Genomic DNA, 20,013 nt, shown 5'->3' on the forward strand with positions numbered 1-20,013 from the left:
CTCAAGATCCTTCTAAATAGAAGGAGCCCGATACGTTGGGCATGGCGGCCTTTTCATTGTTCTGCCAAGTGAATGACACGTCCACTTCGATCCCAAGGCTGGACGCTAGGACATAGGCTTGGCGCCACGCGGAATTGGCGGCTTGCCCTTGGATCGAGAGACCCGCAGCCTTAAGGAACCTGAAGCCGCCCTCTTCGCGCTGACCAGCCTGGCTGTTGACTGTGATAAGATCAAGTATGTCTTGGGTGGAGTTTCCGCGAGCAGCTGCCTCCAGGATCACGGCGATCATCACCGAATTCCAATAGGTATCCGACTTTGGCAGCACCTTTCCGGCGATCCTGGCCGACTTCAGTGTAGTGAAACTCAAATCGGGTGGAGCTGCCGGGTTGAATGTCCTGCTTCCCTTGCCCCCTCCACCTTCAGGTTCCTCATCACCCTCTTCCAATGCGCGGAGGGCGCGCTCAATCACTGTTATCGGCGTATCGACCAAGGGCACTGCATGCCTTTGCAGGCGCACGAAAAGCTCATCGGGTAATTCAACTGTGTAGACCATCCAGACCTCCTCTAGGTGAATGATTCATTGTAGCGCCATAGGTTTCATATCAATCTCATAGACCATATGAGCCATATCGTCAATATGGTTCATGCGCGCAGGAGGAATTTCCCATCTCGCCCGCCCAGAGTACAATGTATTGATATTCAATCAGATTCCATCGCATGCACCCGCGAGCGAACGATCCCGGAAGCAGCCGGCAGAACGTAAGTATCTGGGCGATGAAGGCTTAGGAGAGGGTTCAATCATCTACCTTCAGGCCGGAAGTATCGGCGCAAACCGCCTCGCTACTGGCGAACGCCCGTCGCGCCCAGGCTCAGCGCGCGCTCTCGAACTCCAGTTCCTGAATTGTCGCATTGGCCGTCGGGGCGAGGAGCACATTGCCTTTCACCGTGCCGGTCGCGCAGGTCCAGCTGAAGGTGCCGGAAAGCGCACCGGTGGCCCGGATGGGGGCATCCGTCCCGCAATCGCCCGCCTGCCGCTTCACATCCGCCAGTGCCTGCGCCCAGTGGGCGGCATCGCGATCCAGCAGAAAATTCATGGCCAGCGCGTCCTTCGCGGCCAGCACGTCTCCCGCCGCATAGATGCGTCCCGCCGCCGCATAGCCCTGCGCCAGGAGCGGCGAGACAGGCGTGGGCCGCGGCTTGATCGCACCCGCGCGATGGAGCGCCATGGCGGCATCCCAGACGGCGGGCGTGCTGCTGTTGTAGGTGCGGTTCGAGAAAGCGAAGAGGCCGATGCCCGCATCCGGCATCAGCAGCACGAAGCTGCCATAGCCCGGATAGCCGCCGCTGTGGCCCAGCGTCAGCCCGAGCGCGCAATCCCGCGCGACACGCATACCGAAGCCATAAGTGACGCTCTGGCGGCAGGCATTCGCGCCGCCGCTCGCCCCGGGGCGCTGCGCCAGCGAAGCGAAGCCGGCCCCCTGCACCAGCATCCGCACCGACGCGCGCGGCAGGGGACCGCTCTGCTCGCCCGCGCGCGCCGGCCAGGCGGAGAGCAGGAAAGCGACATAGCGCGCATAATCATTCGCGCTGACCTGCAGGCCGCCCATGGCATTGAAGGCGCCGTCCGCCAGCTCGGGCTCGGGCCGCCATGCCTCATCCTCCCACCGATAGCCGAGGGCACGCCGGGCGAGCGGCGCGGCCGCCACGTCATAACCGCTCGACGCCATGCCGAGCGGGCGCAGGATATGGCGCTGCATGTAATCGGCATAAGCCATGCCGCTCACATTCGCGACGATCCGCCCGAGCACCGCATAGCCGAAGTTCGAATATTCGAATACCGTGCCGGCCGGGCGGCTGAGCGGCACGCCAGCCTCCAGCATCGCGGTGAAGGCGGCCTGCGGCAGATATTGCTGGCGATCGCCCCAGGGATTGTCCGTGACGAGACCGGCGCTGTGCGTGAGCAGATCGCGCACGCGGATGCGCGGCCAGTCGGCCGGATAGGTCCAGCCGCGCATCTGCGGCACATGCTTCTCGGCAAGATCGTCCAGCGAGAGCTTGCCGGCATCGCGAAGCTGGAGAATGGCAAGCGCGGTGAAGGACTTGGTCATCGAGGCGATGCGGAACAGGCTGTCCGCGCTCACCGGGCGGCGCTGCTCCAGATCCTGGACGCCCAGCCCCTTCACATGGACGAGCCGGCCATTGGCGACGATGCCATAGACCATGCCGGGCGAATGGCTCTCCCGCTGATAATCGGCGAAGATGCGGTCGACGTCCGGCAGGGCGGCAGCAATTTCGGGCGGCAGCGACGCATCAGCATCGGCCGGAGTGGACGCGGCGACGGGCTGCGCGATCCCGGGCGCGGCTGCGGCCACGAGCGAAAGGGCGAGCGGCGCGGCGAGGCACGGCATGATCCTTGCGGCGATCGACATGGCGTTCGGTTTCCCCCGGGGCAGAATGGCAATGCAAAGCCGCACCATAAGGAAGAACGAGGAGGAAAAGCCAGATATTCAAGCCGGGTTCGGCCGCGCGAATGTCCAGGCGAAGGGCGATTGCAGTGCCGAGACCGGCGCGACGGGCGGAAGGCTCCGCCAGCCGCGCGCGCTCAGTCGATGAAGGCCGCCTCGATGACGGCGCGCGCCTCCTCGATGCGGACAGCGTGGATCGGCACCATGAAGCGCTTGCCGTCCGGCTTCTCGATCTCGAGAACGTCCCCGGCGCCGAAATTCTCGACCGAGACGATCGTGCCGACCACCGTGTCGGGATCGACCACGCACGGCAGGCCGATCAGATCGACATGATAATATTCGCCCTCCGCCAACGGCGGGAGTGCCGAGCGGGGCACGGTGAGTTCCGTGCCGCGCAGCGCCTCGGCGGCGTTGCGGTCCGCGATCTCCGCGAACCGCGCCACCGCGCCATTGGGCCCCGGGCGGATGGCCCGGAGCGTCAGGGTCCGCCCGCCGGCATTCAGGCCAGCGTAGCGCTTCAGGCTGTCCGGCCCCTCGCCAAAGAGCTTGAGGCGCACTTCGCCCGTCACGCCATGCGCGCCAATGATGGCGGCGAGCGTGACGGGGCGATCAGGTTGCAAGCTCAGCCCTCGACCTGCGCTTCAGCCGGAGCCTCCTCGGCCACGGCTTCCTCGGCGGCGGGCTCTTCGGCCGGCGCCTTGGCGGCTTCCTCGGCAGCCTTGGCGGCGGCTTCGGCTTCAGCCAGCTTCTCGGCCTTCTCCTCGGCGCGGTCCTTGGCCTTCTTGCCCGGCTCGGCCTTGTTCGGATTGTTGCGCGCCGCGCGCTCCTTCACGCCGGCGGCGTCGAGGAAGCGGGCCACGCGGTCGGTCGGCTGCGCGCCGACGCTCACCCAGTGCTTCGCGCGCTCGACGTCGATCACGATGCGCTTCTCGTCGTCCTTGGCGAGCAACGGATTGTAGCTGCCGATGCGCTCGATGAAGCGACCGTCGCGCGGCGAGCGGCTGTCCGTCACCACGATCTTGTAATAGGGACGCTTCTTCGAGCCGCCACGCGACAGGCGAATGCTGGTTGCCATAAGTTCCTTACCTTACCTTTCTAACGAATTCAGACTGTTGGTTCTAAAAATTCCGGTCATTTCTTGAAATTCTGGAAGCCGGGCGGCAGCCGGGGCATGTCCGGCATCCCGGGCAGGCCCTTGAGCCCGCTCAGATCGCCGGCCGGGCCGCTCGCAGGTCCGCCGCCGCCGCCAAGCAGGCCACCGAGCCCGCCTCCGCCACCGCCGCCGGTGAACATCTTCGCCAGTCCCTTGAGACCGCCCATCTTCTTTATCTTCTTCATGGCCGTCTCCATCTCCTTGTGCATCTTGAGGAGACGGTTGACGTCCTGCACCTGCAGGCCCGCGCCCTTGGCGACGCGGATCTTGCGCTTGGCATTGAGCAGCTCGGGCTTCTCGCGCTCCTTGAGAGTCATGGAGCCGATGAGCGCGTCGAGATGGATCAGCGTCTTGTCGTTGACGCCGGCATTGGCCATCTGCGCCTGCGCCTTCTTGAGGCCGGGGATCATGCCCGCGAGCATGCCGAGGCCGCCCATCCTCTGCATCTGGGAGAGCTGGGCGCGCAGATCGTTGAGATCGAACTTGCCCGCCGCCATGCGCTTGGCGAGCTTGTCCGCATCCTCCTGCTGGATCGTCTCGGCCGCGCGCTCGACAAGGCTGACGACATCGCCCATGCCCAGGATGCGCTGCGCGACGCGCGCGGGATGAAAGGGCTCGAGCGCATCGAGCTTCTCGCCGGTGCCCGCGAACTTGATCGGCTGGCCCGTGACGGCGCGCATGGAAAGCGCCGCGCCGCCGCGCGCATCGCCATCCATGCGGGTGAGCACCACGCCGGTCAGCGGCACCTGCTCGGTGAAGCTGCGCGCGACGTTCACGGCGTCCTGGCCGGTCAGGCTGTCGACGACGAGGAGGATCTCGGCCGGATCGGCGACCTGCGCCACCGCCTTCATCTCGTCCATCAGCGCCTGATCGACATGGAGGCGGCCAGCGGTATCGAGCATCAGCACGTCGAAGCCCTGCAGCTTCGCGGCCTGCAGCGCGCGGCGCGCGATCTCGACCGGCTGCTGGCCCGCGACGATGGGCAGCGTCGCCACATCGGTCTGCGTGCCGAGCACGGCGAGCTGTTCCTGCGCGGCGGGGCGATTGACGTCCAGCGACGCCATCAGCACCTTCTTGCGCTCTTTCTCCTTGAGGCGCTTGGCCAGCTTGGCCGTGGTCGTCGTCTTGCCCGAGCCCTGGAGACCGACCATCATCACGACGGCCGGCGGCGTCACGTCGATCAGCAGATCGGACGCGTCCGCGCCAAGAGTCTCGGTGAGCGTGTCGGAGACGATCTTGACGACCATCTGGCCCGGCGTGACCGAGCGCAGCACGTCCGAGCCGACGGCGCGTTCCGTTGCCTTGTCGACGAAGGCGCGCACGACCGGGAGGGCCACGTCCGCCTCGAGCAGGGCGATTCGCACCTCGCGCATCGCGGCGCGCACGTCATCCTCGGTGAGCGCGCCGCGCCCCCGGAGCTTGTCGAACACACTGCCCAGCCGATCGCTCAGACTGTCGAACATCAATCACCTCAACTGCGGCCGAAACCGCGAAAAACCTGCATTCAGCCCCACAACGGAAAAAGCGCCGGTGGGCGAAACCTCGCCGACCAGCGTCGATCCCCGAGGCCCTTATGCGGGCCCAGCCAGGACTGTCAGAGCGCCCGGAGAGGCGGAACACCGCCCTCGGGACGAGGGGCCGTTAGCCCAATGGCGGCGAATTGGCAAGATCGGGCGCGGGGAGCGGCACGGAACATGGGGAAGATGGCGCAGGCCGCGAAGCCCTTGAAGCAGTCCGGTGCCGGACCCAACTGGAGAAGAGACCGCCCGGATGATCCAGAGCGGCACAGGAAGCGCCGTCAACGGCTTGTCAGGACATTTTCGGCAAGACGATTGCCGGTTTTTCGTCGCCCGCTTTGCTGCTATCGTGCCGGCGAGGCTCAAGAGAGGTAATGCGTGTCCATCGAAGGCAAGATTTTCCCGGGCGAGGAAACGCCAGCACAATCCAGCAGGCTGAACCGGCGGCACATCATCATGGGCGGCGCGCTGCTCGCGGTGAGCGGCCTCGCCTTCGCGCGCACGCCCAAGCGGCGCTACCCGGAGCTCAACGACAAGCAGTTCAGCGCGCTGTTCCCGGCAACCTTCGGCGACTGGCGCCCCAACAATGTGAGCGAGCTGGTGCTGCCGCCCGAAAGCGAGCTGGCCGACAAGCTCTATCAGCACATCCTGACGCGGACCTACGTCAACCCGAAGACCAACGCCGCAGTGATGTTCCTGGCCGCCTACAACAGCATGCAGCTCAACAACGTGCAGCTGCACCGGCCGGAAATCTGCTATTATGCCTCGGGCTTCTCGATCGACCGCAGCCGGCCGGTGGAAATCGGCTTGCCGGGCGGTGACGAGATCCCCGCGCGCACCGTCACGGCCACCATGGGCTCGCGGACCGAGAACATTCTCTACTGGACGCGCATCGGCGAGGACTTCCCGCAGAGCTGGGCCGCCCAGCGGCTCGCCATGACCAAAGCCAATGTCGAGGGCTATCTCGCAGACGGCCTGCTGCTGCGCATGTCCGTCATCAACGACGACCGCGACCAGTCCGTGAAGCAGATGACCGATTTCGTCACGGGCATGATGGCCGCCGGCGGCCCGCAGACGCGCCGGCTCCTCATCGGCAACGCCTGATCCCCTGCCCTCGCTCCCGCGCCGCCAAGGCGCCGGAGCGAACGCCACGCATCGCGCACCATCATGAGATGAGACGGATCACGCGATCCGGCAACCGCGCGTTGACGCCTGCCGGCGAGAGCAAGAGCCTGCATTTCACAAGCGCGCCGCGAACGCTCTGAGTGCGCCTCACCCCGCTGCTTGCGGCAGGGGGTTATGCGCGAGGTCAGGCAGTGCCTGTGGCGGGTTGCTCGGCCGGCGGGGGCGTCGCGTCCTTCGGATTCTTGAGCCCGGGCCAGAGCAGCCCGAGCAGATGGTCGATCGCGAAGATGGTGATGAGCGCGGTCATGAACATGGTCATGCCGGCAAAATCATGCAGGAAGCCCTGCGCCGCCGCTTCGCCGCCATGATAGGTCAGCAGCACCAGCAGCAGGATGCGCACGAAATTGGCGAACACCGCGACCGGAACGATCGCGAGAAACATGAGCAGCGCATAGCGGACATTCGCGTGATGCCGCAGATAGACATAGAAGAGCGCGATCGCGGACAGGGAAATCAGCGAGTTGAGGCCAGCGCATGCCTCGGCCACGAGCAATTGGTACTGCCCCACCTGGATGGTCACACCGGCAGACGCCGTCGGATAGCCCAGATGGTAAAGCAGCGACACCGCGCCTTCCGAGAGAAAAATCTTGAGCGGATTGGTCACCATCGCCACCAGCGTGTCGGGCGGCGGGAGCACGAAGAGCAGGTAGATCAGCGGAAACCACATCTGCTTGATCGCCGCCCAGCCCACGAAGCTGAACAGGGTCGCGACGACGAGGCCATACATGAGATAGCCCTCCGTCTCCACGATGTGGCTGACGCGCGACACGAAATAGAGCAGCAGCAAAGGCACGAAGACGACCGCGACGGTCCACGCCGGCGCCGGCCTGAACAGCGGGCGCGCCTTCTGCCACTCGCGCAGCAGCAGCCAGAGGCCAGTCGCCAGCACGATCGGCCCATGGGCGCCCTGTTCGGTCGACCAGCTCTCGTTCGCCACGAGCGCCAGGGTCGGGATGATGACCGACAATATGCCGGCCGCGAGGATCGGGTTCGCGGTCAGCCAGTCGAACATCGACTGGAAAAAGCTCTTCTGCTTTACGAGGGATGCGTCGGTCGCCATGTCAACTCTTTGCTCGGGGCCGCAAGCCTATCAACGGGGCGTTAAGAGCTGATGACTGCCTGACCATCGCCATAGCGAATAGTACCCCCCACGGACAAGAACCTACGGATATAACCACGGTTATACTGACTGCCTCATATGAATTTCACCACCAGTAAGCGATAGCCCGAATTTCGACGCTGACCCGGGGCTGTGCATCATCGGGACATCCCGGATCGTCGAAGGCCACATGCGGCACGCATCCGGCGACATCCGGCGCGCTGTCATGGGTCTTGAAGACGATCGCCTCGTCGCGCGTCATGTCCGGGAACCAGTGCCAGCGATGCGCGGGATCATGGGCAACGACATAGCCCTCGAAGCTCCAGTCCCCGGCGGGACTGTCGAAGATCGCGTCCGCCTCGATGAGTTCCCGGCCCCGCAGGCTTCCCGCATCGCAGAGCGCGAGCGGCACGTCCTGCGGCGCCGGCGAGAGCACGCGCCAGACATTGTAGTGCGCCGCGCGGGAATAGGCGCCGGGCCGGGGCTGCGAGCGGCGGGAGAAATCCGCGCCGGTGGCCTGGCTGACATCGACATGCGCGAAGCGCGCGGGATAGCTGTTGTCGCTCGAACCCGCCCGGCCGGAGCGCTCGGAGAAACGCAGGATCGGCTTGCCGGTCACCACGACGTCATCGGCGCCGGTGACGCGACCCAGCAGGGCCTCGACCTGCGCCGCATAAGCAGGGCGCTGTGCCTCCTCCGCCGGATCGAGATCCAGGACATGCGGCACGATGATGAAGCCCTGATCGTCCAAGGCCAGCGCCTGCGCGCGACCATCGACCAGCGGCATGAGACGCGGCGCAACCACCACCGTGTCCCGTCCATGATCATTGGCATGGTAACGGGGCCGCTCGCCGGTGCGCGCGGCATAATTGATGCAGGCGGTGCCACGATCCGTCTGCTCCATCTGGATCTTCTCTCCCACAGCAAGGCAGATTAAAGCAAATGCCCGGCCGAAGGAAGGCTTTTGCCACTCGACAAAGGGCCGCCCCTCTCTCCACTATGCGCCCAGGCACAATCGGGCGACGGGACGGACAGCTTGCCGGACAGCAGACAGGACTTCGCCCGGCGCAGGGCGCTGCGCTCGATCGTCGGCGGCTCGCTCGGCAATTTCGTCGAATGGTATGACTGGTACGTCTATTCCGCCTTCTCCGTCTATTTCGCGAGCCGCTTCTTCCCGGCCGGTGACCAGACCGCGCAACTGCTGAGCACCGCCGCGATCTTCGCGGTCGGTTTCCTCGTCCGCCCGATCGGCGCCTGGCTGATGGGCACTTATGCCGACCGGCATGGCCGCAAGGCCGGCCTCGCGCTCTCGGTGAGCCTGATGGGCGGGGGATCGCTGCTCATCGGCCTCATGCCGACGGCCGACACCATCGGCCTTGCCGCGCCGGCGCTGCTGCTGCTCGCCCGGCTGCTGCAGGGGCTGAGCGTGGGCGGCGAATATGGCGCCAGCGCGACCTATCTCGCGGAAATGGCCGGCCCCAGGCGGCGTGGCCTCGTCTCGAGCTGGCAATATGTCACGCTGATCGGCGGGCAGCTCGCGGCGCTGGCCGTGCAGCTCAGTCTCCAGGCCATGCTCAGCGAGACAGCGATGGAGCAATGGGGCTGGCGCGTACCGTTCGTCATCGGCGCGATGCTGGCGCTCGGCGTCTTCTACCTGCGGCGCCGGATCGACGAGACCGCCGATTTCGCAGCGGCGCGAGCGAGCGGTCGCCGCTCCGGCGGCTTCGCGCTGGTGCGGGAGCATCCGCGCGAGGCGCTGCTGGTGATCGCGCTCACCGCGGGCGGCACGCTCGCCTTCTATGCCTACACCACCTACATGCAGAAATATCTGGTCAACTCGGCCGGCTTCACCCGTCCGCAGGCGACAATCATCATGGCATCGGCGCTCGGGGTGTTCATGCTGATGCAGCCCCTCTTCGGCGCCTTGTCCGATCGCATCGGGCGGCGGCCGCTGCTGATCGGCTTCGGGGTGGCCGGCACCTTGCTCACGGTGCCCCTGTTCACCGCCATCGGCCAGGCGACGAGCGCGGCGGGCGCCTTCGGGCTGGTGCTGGCCGGGCTGCTCGTCGTCTCGGGCTATACGTCCATCAACGCGATCGTGAAGGCGGAGCTCTTCCCGCCGCACATCCGCGCGCTCGGCGTGGCGCTGCCCTATGCCATCGCCAATGCCCTGTTCGGCGGCACGGCGGAATATATGGCGCTGTGGCTCGTGCAGGTCGGCCACGAGGCGCTGTTCTTCTATTATGTGAGCGGCATGTGCGCGCTCTCGCTCATCGCCTACTGGCGCATGCGCGAAACCGCCGTGCATGGCGCGATGGGCCGGGGCTGACCGGCCCCGTTCAGCCCGGCTCGCGCAACCGCATCAGCCCTTCCTGCGCGACACTCGCCAGCAGGCGCCCGTCCCGCGCGAAGAAATGCCCGCGCGCAAAGCCCCGGCCATCGCCCGCGAAGGGACTGTCGGTTGCGTAGAGCAGCCAGTCCCCGCACTCCACGTCATTGTGCAGCCACAGGCTGTGATCGATGCTCGCGCTGATGACGCCGGGACCGGCGATCTGGAGGCCATGAGGCCGATAGGCCGTGCCGAGCAGGAACAGATCGCTCATGAAGGCGAGCAGAGCGCGCTGCAGCGGCTGGCCGACGCCGAGCGGTCCGCCCGTGCCGATGCGCATCCAGCATTCCGCGTGGGGCGCACGCATCTCGTCGAGCTGGCCGGACTGGATGGGCCCCACGGGACGGAACTCGATGGGGCTGGGCTGGGTCGCGATGGCACGAAGGGCCGGGCCAGCCGGAATATCGTAAGTCGCCAGCAATTCGCGCAAGCTACGCAGATCCTCGGGCGGTGGCACCTGAGGCATGGCACTCTGGTGCTCCGGCCCCCGCTCCCGGCGATGGAAGGACGCGATCATGTTGAAGATCGGCTTGCCCTGCTGGCGCGCGACCACGCGGCGATTGGAGAAGGCCCGCCCCTCCATGTCCGCCTCGACCGCGAAGTCGATCTCGTGATCCTCGCTGCCCGGCCGCATGAAATAGCAATGGAGCGAATGGGCCGGCCGGTCCTCCGGCACGGTGCGCGCGGCAGCCATGAGCGCCTGCCCGACGACCTGCCCGCCGAACACGCGCCCCACGCCGCCCGGCTTGCGCGCGCCCGTGAAATGATCCTTCTCCTCGCCGGGCGTGACATCCAGCAAGCGAATGAGGGCCTGCGTCAGCCAGGCAACATCGGGCATCGGTTGGTTCATTCCTGCGTCTTCATTCTCATCGAAAAGCCCGGGACCGGGCATGGCCGGAGGAAAATGCGTCCATATCATAGGGCAAGGCAAGCGCTGGACGCATCGAGGCCCTTGCCGTAGCGTCCCGGCATGACAGATTTCTTCGCTTTCAAGCTGCTGCCGCCCGAGGAATGGACCCGGTGGCGCGAATCAGGCACGTTCGAGGGATCGCCCGTCGACATCGCCGATGGCTATATCCACCTCTCCACGCGGGATCAGGTGCGCGAGACGGCGGCCAAATGGTTCGCGCAAGTGGACCCCACCATCCTCGCCATGGTCGACCTGCAACCGCTCGGCGATGTCGTGAAGTGGGAAGTCTCGCGCGGCGGCGCGCTGTTCCCCCATGTTTATGGCACCATTCCCCTTGGCGCCGTTGCCGGGCACAGCAAGTTGCGCCTAGGGCCCGACGGAAAGCACGTCTTCCCGGCAGGATTCGACTGACATGACGCATCAGGTTCACATCATCGGCGGCGGCCTCGCGGGCAGCGAAGCGGCATGGCAGCTCGCGCAGGCGGGCGTGCGGGTCCGCCTTTCCGAAATGCGCGGCGCGGGCGACATGACGCCCGCCCACCAGACCGACGCACTGGCCGAGATGGTCTGCTCCAACAGCTTCCGCTCGGACGATGCCGACAGCAATGCCGTGGGGCTGCTCCATCAGGAGATGCGCGCGCTCGGATCGCTGGTAATGGCGAAGGCCGACGCGGCGAAAGTGCCGGCCGGCTCCGCGCTGGCGGTGGACCGGGACCGGTTCGCGCAGGGCGTGACGCAGGCGATCATGGATCATCCGCTGATCGAGCTGGTGCGCGAGCGCGTGGACGGCCTGCCGGCGGAAGGGCTTACCATCGTCGCGACCGGCCCCCTCACCGCCCCCTCGCTGGCCGACGCGATCGCCGGGGCCACCGGCCGCGACCAGCTCGCCTTCTTCGACGCTATCGCGCCGATCGTCCATGCCGAGAGCATCGATATGTCCATCGCGTGGAAGGCCAGCCGCTGGGACAAGGGCTCTCCCGATGGGGACGGCAAGGATTACATCAATTGCCCGATGGACAAGGCGCAATATGACGCGTTCGTCGCGGGGCTGCTGGCGGGACCGAAGACCGAATTCCGCCAGTGGGAAAAGGATACGCCCTATTTCGAGGGCTGCATGCCCATCGAGGTGATGGCCGAGCGCGGGCCGGAGACGCTGCGCCACGGCCCGATGAAGCCCGTGGGCCTCGACAATCCGCGCACCGGGCGCTGGCCCCATGCCGTCGTCCAGCTCCGGCAGGACAACGCGCTCGGCACGCTGTGGAACATGGTCGGCTTCCAGACCAAGCTCAAATATGAAGCGCAGGTGGAGTTGTTCCGGACCATTCCCGGCCTCGAGAATGCGCAGTTCGCGCGGCTGGGCGGGCTGCACCGCAATACCTTCATCCGCAGCCCCGAGCTGCTCGACGGCCAGCTGCGCCTGCGCGCCGCGCCGCACATCCGCTTCGCCGGGCAGATCACCGGCTGCGAGGGCTATGTCGAGAGCGCGGCCGTAGGGCTGCTCGCAGGCCTCATGACCGCCGCGCAGATCGGCGGCGAAACGCTGGCCGCGCCGCCCGCCGAAACCGCGCTCGGCGCGCTGCTCGGCCACATCACCGGCGGCGCCGACGCAGGCAGCTATCAGCCGATGAACGTCAATTTCGGGCTGTTCCCACCCCTCGCGGACGATATCCGCAAGAAGGACCGCAAGCGCGGCTACACCGACCGTGCCCGCGAGGCACTGGCGGCGTGGCAGACGCAGGCGCTACGCAACAGGGTGGCGGTGAGCGCCTGATCGCACGGGCTGGACCTGCGAGCGGCTATTCCTCCTCGTCGCAGGCGCAGGTCTGTGCCGGGCGGGTGGATTTCTTCGCGGGTTTGGGCGCGGTCGTGGCGAATTCGGCGCGGGTGAGCTTGCTGTCGCCATTGGCATCGGCACCCGCGAAGCGATCGGACGTGCGCACGGCCCATTCCTCGAAGGAGAGGAGATTGTTCCCGTCCTTGTCCAGCTTGCGGAAAGCGGCGGCGCGACTGCCCATCATCTCGGCGCGACTGATGATGCCGTCGCGATTGCGGTCGTAACGGTCGAAGCGCTTTTCCTCGCGCGTGCGGGGCGTCGCTTCCGGCACGCCGGGGGGCGGCTCGCCTATCGCCGCCGGATCACCCTCGCCGGGCAGAGCCGGTCCCTGCGCCCGCGCGCCGCCTTGCGCGATCAGCGGGCGCGCGGTGCGATCCGCCTCGCCCTGCCACCAGAACAGGCCTGCCGCGACCATCAGCAATGTCGCGATCGATCCCGCCAGAATGCGTCCCATGTCGGCTCCCCCCGAGGGGCAGAGACTAGCCCCGCAGGGAGGCGCGCAGCAAGCGCCCATAATGCCGCAGCGTGAAGCCCGCCGCCGGCACGCGCCCGGCGCGCACGTCTGGCAGGGCGACGGCATGAGCCAGCCGCAAGGGCCGGAACAGACGCCCGGCGGGCAGGCTTGCCGGCCCCCCATTTTCCCCCGCGACTGCCAGGACCTGCCGGGCGAGCCCCGCATCGCTGACATGGCCGGCAAAATCCCAGAGCGCCCAGATAGCGCCCGCGCGGCTCAAGGGCTCCGCGTCCTCCCCCGAAGCGGGCTCCGCCTCGGCCGCCAGCAGGCCGAACAGCCCGCCGCCCCGCGCCAGGCCATGGGCCGCGATATCCTCGGCGCTCAGGGCCTCGGGCGAAGCCAGCACGCGCCAGCCGTCGATCAGCCGCTCGGCTACCTGAGCCGCGGCGGGCGGCGCGATCGCGCGCCAGCGCTCGACGAGGGGCTCCCCGCCCCCCTTGTCCTTCTCCTGCCGCACCAGCACCCCTTCCCACCAGGCAAGGCGGATCGCCGTGATGGTCGGGTCTCCGCCCCGGCGCACCACCTGCGCGAGCCGCTGGTCGAACTGCCAGCAAAGCGCTTGCCACGGCCGGGCATCCGCCGGCGCATAAGCGAGCAGGAGGCGCTGCAGAGGGGGGAGGTCCAGCTCGGGCCCAAGGGTCTGCGGACTGCCGTTCATACCTGCTCAACCATCGCCGTTAGCCCTTTCTCTACCGCTGCAAGCTAGGGGAACCGGTGGCTCAGTGCGGAACGCGGGTTCCGGCCGGGCTGGCCTGAAGGGGGCGGTGAGGGCAATCATGAAGCGCATTCGGGCAGGCGGTTCCTTGATGACGCGGCTCGGCCGCGACGTCAGCGGCAATACCATCGCGCTTGCTGCTGCCGCCATGATCCCGCTCGCAGGGCTGATCGGCGGCGGCGTCGACATGAGTCGTCTTTATCTGACCAAGACGCGTCTGCAACAGGCTTGTGACGCGGGCGCGCTGGCCGGGCGCAAGGCGATGGGCCCGGGAAGCTGGACGACCGACGGCACGACAAGCTCCCAGGCCAGAGCCAACGAGCTGTTCGCCGTGAACTTCAAGGAAGGCGCCTACGGCACGGGCGCGCTCAGCAAGGACTTCACCGAAGACAGCGGCACGGTGAGCGGGACGGCGAGCGTCGCCGTGCCCATGACGATCATGCGCATCTTCGGCATGACGGCCCGCACACTGACCGTGAACTGCACCGCGAAGATGGAAATTCCCAACACCGACGTCATGTTCGTGCTGGACGTCACCGGATCCATGAACTGCGTCGCGGGCGACGCCGGCTGTTCGAACAATGGCAATGTGCCCGCCGCCGGAGCCAAGATCCTGGGCCTCAAGAGCGCCGTGAAGTGCTTCTATGAAGCCCTGCTCAAGGTGAACACGCCGGAAGTCTGCGGCAGCGACCCGACCGGAACATCCTACACCCAGACCGCGCAGATCCGCATCGGCTTCGTGCCCTATTCCATCGCCGTGAACGTCGGCAAGCTGCTGCCGAACACCTATCTGGCGGACCAGTGGGACTATCAGTCTCGCGTCGCCAACGTAGAAACCGTCTATGCCTGGACGCTCGGCACCGAGAGCGGGAAATCCGCCTGGAGCAGCTGGTCGCCCACCAGCATGCCGAGCAGCTTCAATACCGCCAGCGGCTTTTCGGGCTGGTCTACGTCCAGTTCCAACGTGACGATCAACGGCAACACTTATGCGCGCCAGCGCTCCGACCGCACATCTTCCAACTGCACCGGCCTGAACACGCTGAGCGGCTCCAGCAGCACGCTGGTGGCGCGCACCGATGTTGCCGGCAACACAAGCTCCGGCCTGAGCGACACCAGCAACAATCCGCCCGTCCATCCCGCGAACAGCCAGACCCTGACCTATACCGACACCGAGCCCCACACGGTGACCGGCTATCGCTATCGATGGAAAAGCGTCAACGGCACCAACAGCTGCTGGCTGGAGCGGGGCAGCGGCAGCTACGACAAGACGCGCACCCAGACCTCGACCCGGCCGATCAACTGGACGACCTATGAAAACACGTTCCAGAACTGGACCTACCGGCAGGTCACGCATGACGTCTCCGGCCTAAAAGCCGGCGAAGCGAGCTGGAACAATTCGGTCGCCCTGCCGCTGGCGACGACCAACGGCCCCACCGTGAAGCTCTCCGGCTCCAGCTCGAACACGACTCTCGCCTACGTCGCCAACACCAATGTCGCCTGGAATGGCTGCATCGAGGAGCGCCAGACGGTCAAGAACTCCGACGGGGACCCCAGCGACGAATGGAGCCCGATTCCGACGGCGGCCTATGACATGAACATCGATCTGGTGCCCAGCGCGGGCGTCGCGGGAAGCCACTGGGGGCCATTGCTGCCCAATGCCGTGTGGGGACGCTACTGGTCCGGCAACACCACCAGCGACGTGACCACCACCAGCAACCTCAACCGCAACTATTACACCTATTGCGGCACGGAAGCGAAGAAGCTGCAGACCTGGTACACCCCCGCCTCCTTCGTCTCCTATGTCGATTCGCTGCACGCGGAAGGAAACACCTATCACGACATCGGCATGATCTGGGGTGCCCGGTTCATTTCCCCGACCGGCATCTTCGCCAGCGACAACGCCGCGACATCGACCGGCGGCGCCATCCAGCGCCACATCATCTTCATGACCGATGGCGACACGATGTCCTACAATGACGACTATAACGCCTACGGCATCAGCTGGTGGGACCGGCGGCAGACCACTTACGCGCCCTCCAACTACAGCGGCACGAACAGCCACACCGCGCGGATCGTGAACGCACATCTCGCCGGCCTGTGCACGGCGATCAAGAACAAGAACATCACGCTCTGGGTGATCTCCTATGGCGGCGGGATCAACGAGGAAACGGAAGCGCGCTTGCAGGCCTGCGCGACCAACGGCAAATATTTCAGCGCGAGCGACACCCCTGCCCTCATCGCGCAGTTCAAGCAGATCGCGTCCGAAATCGCGCAACTGAGGCTCACAAGCTGATGACCGCCCGGCGCCTCCCCCTGCCCCGACGGCACCCGCGCGACATCGCAAGCGCGCAGGACGGCGTGACCATCGTCGAGTTCGCTCTCATCGCGCCGGCACTGATGGTGCTGCTGCTGGGCGCGCTGGACGTGGGGCACACCCTCTACATGCAGAGCGTGCTGCAGGGGACGGTGCAGAAGGCGGCGCGGGATGGATCGCTGGAGTCGGCGGCAGGGACGGTAACGACGCAGCGCGATGCCATCGACACGATGGTGCGCGACCAGCTCCTGACGCTGAATCGGGCAGCCACGGTCAAGTTCAACCGGCGCTTCTACAAGACCTTCTCCGACGCAGCGGCCGCGAAGGCCGAGGAGTTCACCGACTCCGCGGTCGGCAGCCCCTTCCGCGACGGCAAATGCAACAATTATGAATCGTTCGTCGATGCCAACAACAATGGCCGGTTCGACCGGGACGGCGGCGATTCCGCCGACCGCGCGGGGGCGCGGGACAATGTCGTCTACACCGTGACCATCCAATATGATCGCATGTTCCCCATCGACCGGCTGATCGGCGGCAATGGGCTAACGACCCTCAGCGCAGCGACGGTGCTCTCCAACCAGCCCTATGGCGACCAGTCGAGCACCGGCACGCCAACCGTCGCCCAGTGCGGCCTCGGCGCTCCCAATGTGGAAGCGCCCTCGCCATGATGCTGCGCCTGCGCCATGACATCGCCCGCCTGAAAGGCGACCGCAGCGGTCTCGCCGCCGTCGAATTCGCGTTGTCCGCGCCGGTCATCCTCACCATGTTCCTCGCGGGCGCGGAGCTGACCAACTTCGCCATCACCAAGATGCGGGTCAGCCAGGTGGCGCTGCACATCGCCGACAATGCCTCCCGCATCGGCACGAACAGCCTGCTCACCGCGCCCCAGATCAGCGAGGCGCAGATCAACGACCTGCTGATCGGCGCCAATCTGCAGGCGGGCAAGCTGCAGCTCGCGACGCGCGGGCGCGTGATCGTCTCCAGCCTCGAACCGATCGCCAATCCCAACCCGACCGGGAAGTTCAGGATTCGCTGGCAGCGCTGCTACGGGACGAAGTCCCATCCCTCCAGCTACGGGCTGCAGGGCGACACGAACCTGACCGGCATGGGACCGAGCGGCCAGCATGTGACCGCCCCGGACGGCGGCGGCGTGATCTTCGTCGAGGTTGCTTATGATTACGAGCCGCTGATCTCGGACCGCTTCCTGCCCTCCAGCCAGATCAGGGACATCGCCGCCATGACCGTGCGCGACGACCGCGACTTCGGCGGCAACGGGGAAATCGGCATCTACAACAGCGAAGGCGTGACGCCCTCCACCTGCTGAGCGCGCTCAAGCCGGGGAAAGCAGGGCATGGCCGAAACGATGAGCGCCGGTTCTGACTGGATCAGACCGGCGCCCTCGGATCGACAGATCGTGCCGATGGTCAGTCGCGATAGCAGACCTTCTTCGCGGCCGCGACGACGCGCTTCGCATCGATCAGCGCGGCCTTCTCGAGATTGGCGGCATAAGGCAGCGGCACATCCTCATTGGTAACGCGCAGCACGGGTGCATCGAGATCGTCGAAGCCCTGCTCCATGCACACGGCCGCGATCTCGCTGGCGATCGAGCAGACCGGCCAGCCTTCCTCGACGGCGACGATGCGATTGGTCTTGGCAAGGCTCTCCAGCACCGTCTGCGTATCCAGCGGACGGAGCGTGCGCAGGTCGATGACTTCGGCATCGATGCCCTCGGCGGCGAGCATCTCGGCCGCTTCCAGCGAGACGCCCACGCCGATCGAGTAGCTCACCAGCGTCACATCCTTGCCGGGGCGGACAATGCGGGCCTTGCCGATCGGCAGGACATGATCCTCGACCTGCGGCACATCGAAGCTGCGGCCATAGACCAGTTCGTTCTCGAGGAACACGACCGGATCCTCGCTGCGGATCGCCGCCTTGAGCAGTCCCTTGGCGTCCGACGAGTCATAAGGCGCAATGACGACCAGGCCCGGCACGCTGGCATACCAGGGCGCATAGTTCTGGCTGTGCTGCGCGGCGACGCGCGACGCGGCGCCGTTCGGGCCGCGGAAGACGACGGGGCAGCGCATCTGGCCGCCCGACATGTAATTGGTCTTGGCTGCCGAATTGATGATGTGGTCGATCGCCTGCATCGCGAAGTTCATGGTCATGAACTCGACGATGGGACGCAGGCCACCCATGGCCGCGCCGGTGCCGACACCGGCAAAGCCATATTCCGTGATCGGCGTATCGATGACGCGGCGGGGACCGAACTCGTCGAGCAGGCCCTGCGTCACCTTGTAGGCACCCTGATACTCGGCCACTTCCTCGCCCATGACGAAGACGCGCGGATCCTTGCGCATCTCTTCCGCCATCGCGTCCCGCAGCGCCTCGCGCACGGTGGTCTTCTGGAAGGTCGTGCCTTCCGGCAGCGTGGGATCGGCCGCGGGCGCGGCCTTCGACACGGCCAGATTGCTGGTGCCGCTTTCGGCCTTGGGCGCGGCGCCCGTGCCGGACTCCGCTGCCTTCTGCTCGGCTTCGGGCGCCTCGGTCTTGGGAGCCTCGGCAGCGGCGGCGGCAGCGGCGGGTGCGGCAGCTTCCTCGCCCTCGCCCGACAGCATCGCGATCACCGTGCCGACCTTCACATTGTCGGTGCCTTCCGCGATCAGGATCTTCTCGATCGTGCCTTCGTCGACCGCCTCGAACTCCATCGTCGCCTTGTCGGTCTCGATCTCGGCCATGATGTCGCCGGCCTTGACCTCGTCCCCTTCCTTCACCAGCCATTTGGCCAGCGTGCCTTCTTCCATGGTCGGCGAAAGGGCCGGCATCTTGATCTCGACACCCATCAATACTGCTCCACCAGAACATCGGTATAGAGTTCGCCAGGCGCCGGCTCGGGCGAAGTCTCGGCAAAGTCGGCGGCCTCGCTCACGATCTTGCGGATCTGCGCGTCGATCGCCTTCATTTCGTCCTCGGCGACGCCAGCCTCGGCCAGCGCCTTCTTCACGCCCTCGATCGGATCGGACGTCTCGCGCACATGCTGCACTTCGTCGCGCGAGCGATATTTGGCGGGATCGGACATCGAGTGGCCGCGATAGCGATAGGTCTTCATTTCGAGGAGGATCGGCCCCTTACCGGCCCGGACCCATTCCAGCGCTTCCTGCGTGGCGCCCCGCACCGCGAGCACGTCCATGCCGTCGACCTGGAGGCCGGGGATGCGGAAGCTCTCGCCGCGCCGGTAGAAATGATCCTCGGCCGACGAGCGCTGCACCGAAGTGCCCATCGCATACTGGTTGTTCTCGATCACGTAGATGATCGGGAGCTTCCAGAGCGCGGCCATGTTGAAGCTCTCGTAGACCTGGCCCTGATTGGCGGCGCCGTCCCCGAAATAGGCGACGCACACGCCGCCATCCTCATTATATTTGTGGCCGAAGGCGAGACCGGTGCCGAGCGACACCTGCGCGCCCACGATGCCGTGGCCGCCGTAGAATTTGTGGTCGACGCTGAACATGTGCATCGAGCCGCCCTTGCCACGGGAAATGCCCGCCTCGCGACCCGTCAGCTCGGCCATGATGAGCTTGGGATCGATGCCATAGGCCAGCATGTGGCCATGGTCGCGATAGCCGGTGATGACGCTGTCCGCGCCCGGCGTCAGCGCCGACTGGATGCCGACGGCGACTGCCTCCTGACCGATGTAGAGATGGCAGAAGCCACCGATCAGGCCGAGGCCGTAAAGCTGGCCGGCACGCTCCTCGAAACGGCGGATGAGCAGCATCTGCCGATAGAATTCGAGCAGCTCGTCCTTGCTGGCCTCGTAACTTTTCGGTTCGCCGGGACGCTCGCGATTATGATCGGCAGCGGGCGGCGGGGAGGACGCCGAAGAGGTCTTTCCCGATCGGCTGGAAGCTGGCTTCGCCAATGTTT

20 protein-coding genes are annotated in these 20,013 nt (G+C 66.2%); 8 read left to right on the top strand and 12 right to left on the bottom strand.

The annotated features are described in order from the left end of the window. Position 1: 1 nt before the first annotated feature. The gene (locus HNP60_RS11165; protein ID WP_184153634.1) at positions 2 to 553 is read right to left on the bottom strand and encodes a T4SS efffector SepA family protein; all 552 of its coding nucleotides are present in this window, start codon (positions 551 to 553) and stop codon (positions 2 to 4) included. Between the two features lie 316 nt (positions 554 to 869). Further along, positions 870 to 2,429: a serine hydrolase domain-containing protein gene (locus HNP60_RS11170; RefSeq protein ID WP_184153636.1), complete on the bottom strand. Its 1,560-nt coding sequence runs from the start codon at positions 2,427 to 2,429 to the stop codon at positions 870 to 872. Between HNP60_RS11170 and HNP60_RS11175 the strand changes: the two genes are divergently transcribed. Further along, positions 2,407 to 2,613 (top strand): hypothetical protein, encoded by a 207-nt coding sequence (locus HNP60_RS11175; RefSeq protein ID WP_184153637.1) that lies wholly within the window; start codon positions 2,407 to 2,409, stop codon positions 2,611 to 2,613. The genes HNP60_RS11170 and HNP60_RS11175 overlap by 23 nt on opposite strands. Here HNP60_RS11175 and rimM read toward each other — a convergent pair. Genes rimM through ffh form a run of 3 tightly spaced genes read right to left on the bottom strand, consistent with a single transcriptional unit; the run spans position 2,603 to position 5,081 of the window. Further along, complete coding sequence (gene rimM / locus HNP60_RS11180) at positions 2,603 to 3,085, bottom strand: ribosome maturation factor RimM (RefSeq protein ID WP_184153639.1); 483 nt, start codon at positions 3,083 to 3,085, stop codon at positions 2,603 to 2,605. The two genes, HNP60_RS11175 and rimM, sit on opposite strands and share 11 nt — an antisense overlap. A gap of 2 nt (positions 3,086 to 3,087) precedes the next feature. Next, positions 3,088 to 3,540, bottom strand: a complete 453-nt coding sequence (rpsP, locus tag HNP60_RS11185) for a 30S ribosomal protein S16 (RefSeq protein WP_184153641.1) — start codon at positions 3,538 to 3,540, stop codon at positions 3,088 to 3,090. Between the two features lie 56 nt (positions 3,541 to 3,596). After that, entirely contained in the window at positions 3,597 to 5,081 is a 1,485-nt protein-coding gene (ffh, locus tag HNP60_RS11190; protein WP_184153643.1) for a signal recognition particle protein, read from the bottom strand. A 432-nt stretch (positions 5,082 to 5,513) separates the two neighbouring features. On the opposite strand from ffh, the gene epsI reads away from it, so the two are divergent. Beyond that, positions 5,514 to 6,239, top strand: coding sequence for an exosortase-associated protein EpsI, V-type (gene epsI / locus HNP60_RS11195; RefSeq protein WP_184153645.1), 726 nt, complete (start codon positions 5,514 to 5,516; stop codon positions 6,237 to 6,239). 205 nt (positions 6,240 to 6,444) lie between these two features. On the opposite strand, the gene xrtV is transcribed toward epsI, so the two are convergent. Together xrtV and HNP60_RS11205 are read right to left on the bottom strand one after the other, a co-directional pair. Then, a complete protein-coding gene (xrtV, locus tag HNP60_RS11200) occupies positions 6,445 to 7,380 on the bottom strand; it encodes an exosortase V (protein ID WP_184153646.1) in 936 nt (311 codons plus the stop codon). A gap of 145 nt (positions 7,381 to 7,525) precedes the next feature. Continuing rightward, positions 7,526 to 8,323 (bottom strand): CmcJ/NvfI family oxidoreductase, encoded by a 798-nt coding sequence (locus HNP60_RS11205; protein ID WP_184153648.1) that lies wholly within the window; start codon positions 8,321 to 8,323, stop codon positions 7,526 to 7,528. A 132-nt stretch (positions 8,324 to 8,455) separates the two neighbouring features. On the opposite strand from HNP60_RS11205, the gene HNP60_RS11210 reads away from it, so the two are divergent. Beyond that, positions 8,456 to 9,748, top strand: coding sequence for an MFS transporter (locus HNP60_RS11210; RefSeq protein ID WP_184153651.1), 1,293 nt, complete (start codon positions 8,456 to 8,458; stop codon positions 9,746 to 9,748). 10 nt (positions 9,749 to 9,758) lie between these two features. On the opposite strand, the gene HNP60_RS11215 is transcribed toward HNP60_RS11210, so the two are convergent. Continuing rightward, on the bottom strand, positions 9,759 to 10,658 hold the full coding sequence (locus HNP60_RS11215; protein ID WP_184153654.1) for an acyl-CoA thioesterase: 900 nt from the start codon (positions 10,656 to 10,658) through the stop codon (positions 9,759 to 9,761). A gap of 120 nt (positions 10,659 to 10,778) precedes the next feature. On the opposite strand from HNP60_RS11215, the gene HNP60_RS11220 reads away from it, so the two are divergent. Together HNP60_RS11220 and trmFO are read left to right on the top strand one after the other, a co-directional pair. Next, on the top strand, positions 10,779 to 11,129 hold the full coding sequence (locus tag HNP60_RS11220; RefSeq protein WP_184153656.1) for a DUF952 domain-containing protein: 351 nt from the start codon (positions 10,779 to 10,781) through the stop codon (positions 11,127 to 11,129). A gap of 1 nt (position 11,130) precedes the next feature. Beyond that, complete coding sequence (trmFO, locus tag HNP60_RS11225; RefSeq protein ID WP_184153659.1) at positions 11,131 to 12,489, top strand: methylenetetrahydrofolate--tRNA-(uracil(54)-C(5))-methyltransferase (FADH(2)-oxidizing) TrmFO; 1,359 nt, start codon at positions 11,131 to 11,133, stop codon at positions 12,487 to 12,489. A 25-nt stretch (positions 12,490 to 12,514) separates the two neighbouring features. Here trmFO and HNP60_RS11230 read toward each other — a convergent pair whose 3' ends face one another. After that, positions 12,515 to 13,006, bottom strand: a complete 492-nt coding sequence (locus tag HNP60_RS11230; RefSeq protein ID WP_184153662.1) for an EF-hand domain-containing protein — start codon at positions 13,004 to 13,006, stop codon at positions 12,515 to 12,517. Positions 13,007 to 13,031: 25 nt separating this feature from the next. Continuing rightward, on the bottom strand, positions 13,032 to 13,724 hold the full coding sequence (locus HNP60_RS11235; protein ID WP_184153665.1) for a hypothetical protein: 693 nt from the start codon (positions 13,722 to 13,724) through the stop codon (positions 13,032 to 13,034). 148 nt (positions 13,725 to 13,872) lie between these two features. Between HNP60_RS11235 and HNP60_RS11240 the strand changes: the two genes are divergently transcribed. From HNP60_RS11240 to HNP60_RS11250, 3 genes are read left to right on the top strand one after another with little or no spacing between them, the layout of a single operon-like run. Next, the gene (locus tag HNP60_RS11240; RefSeq protein WP_184153668.1) at positions 13,873 to 16,074 is read left to right on the top strand and encodes a TadE/TadG family type IV pilus assembly protein; all 2,202 of its coding nucleotides are present in this window, start codon (positions 13,873 to 13,875) and stop codon (positions 16,072 to 16,074) included. After that, a complete protein-coding gene (locus HNP60_RS11245) occupies positions 16,074 to 16,763 on the top strand; it encodes a TadE/TadG family type IV pilus assembly protein (RefSeq protein WP_184153671.1) in 690 nt (229 codons plus the stop codon). The genes HNP60_RS11240 and HNP60_RS11245 overlap by 1 nt, the downstream gene beginning before the upstream one ends. Then, a complete protein-coding gene (locus tag HNP60_RS11250; protein WP_184153673.1) occupies positions 16,760 to 17,419 on the top strand; it encodes a TadE/TadG family type IV pilus assembly protein in 660 nt (219 codons plus the stop codon). Before HNP60_RS11245 ends, HNP60_RS11250 begins: the two co-directional genes overlap by 4 nt. Positions 17,420 to 17,519: 100 nt before the next feature. Here HNP60_RS11250 and HNP60_RS11255 read toward each other — a convergent pair whose 3' ends face one another. Next, complete coding sequence (locus tag HNP60_RS11255) at positions 17,520 to 18,935, bottom strand: pyruvate dehydrogenase complex E1 component subunit beta (RefSeq protein ID WP_184047916.1); 1,416 nt, start codon at positions 18,933 to 18,935, stop codon at positions 17,520 to 17,522. Continuing rightward, positions 18,935 to 20,008, bottom strand: coding sequence for a pyruvate dehydrogenase (acetyl-transferring) E1 component subunit alpha (gene pdhA / locus HNP60_RS11260; protein WP_014076720.1), 1,074 nt, complete (start codon positions 20,006 to 20,008; stop codon positions 18,935 to 18,937). Before pdhA ends, HNP60_RS11255 begins: the two co-directional genes overlap by 1 nt. Positions 20,009 to 20,013: the final 5 nt, after the last annotated feature.

Source organism: Sphingobium lignivorans, from assembly GCF_014203955.1.
Lineage (GTDB): Bacteria > Pseudomonadota > Alphaproteobacteria > Sphingomonadales > Sphingomonadaceae > Sphingobium > Sphingobium lignivorans.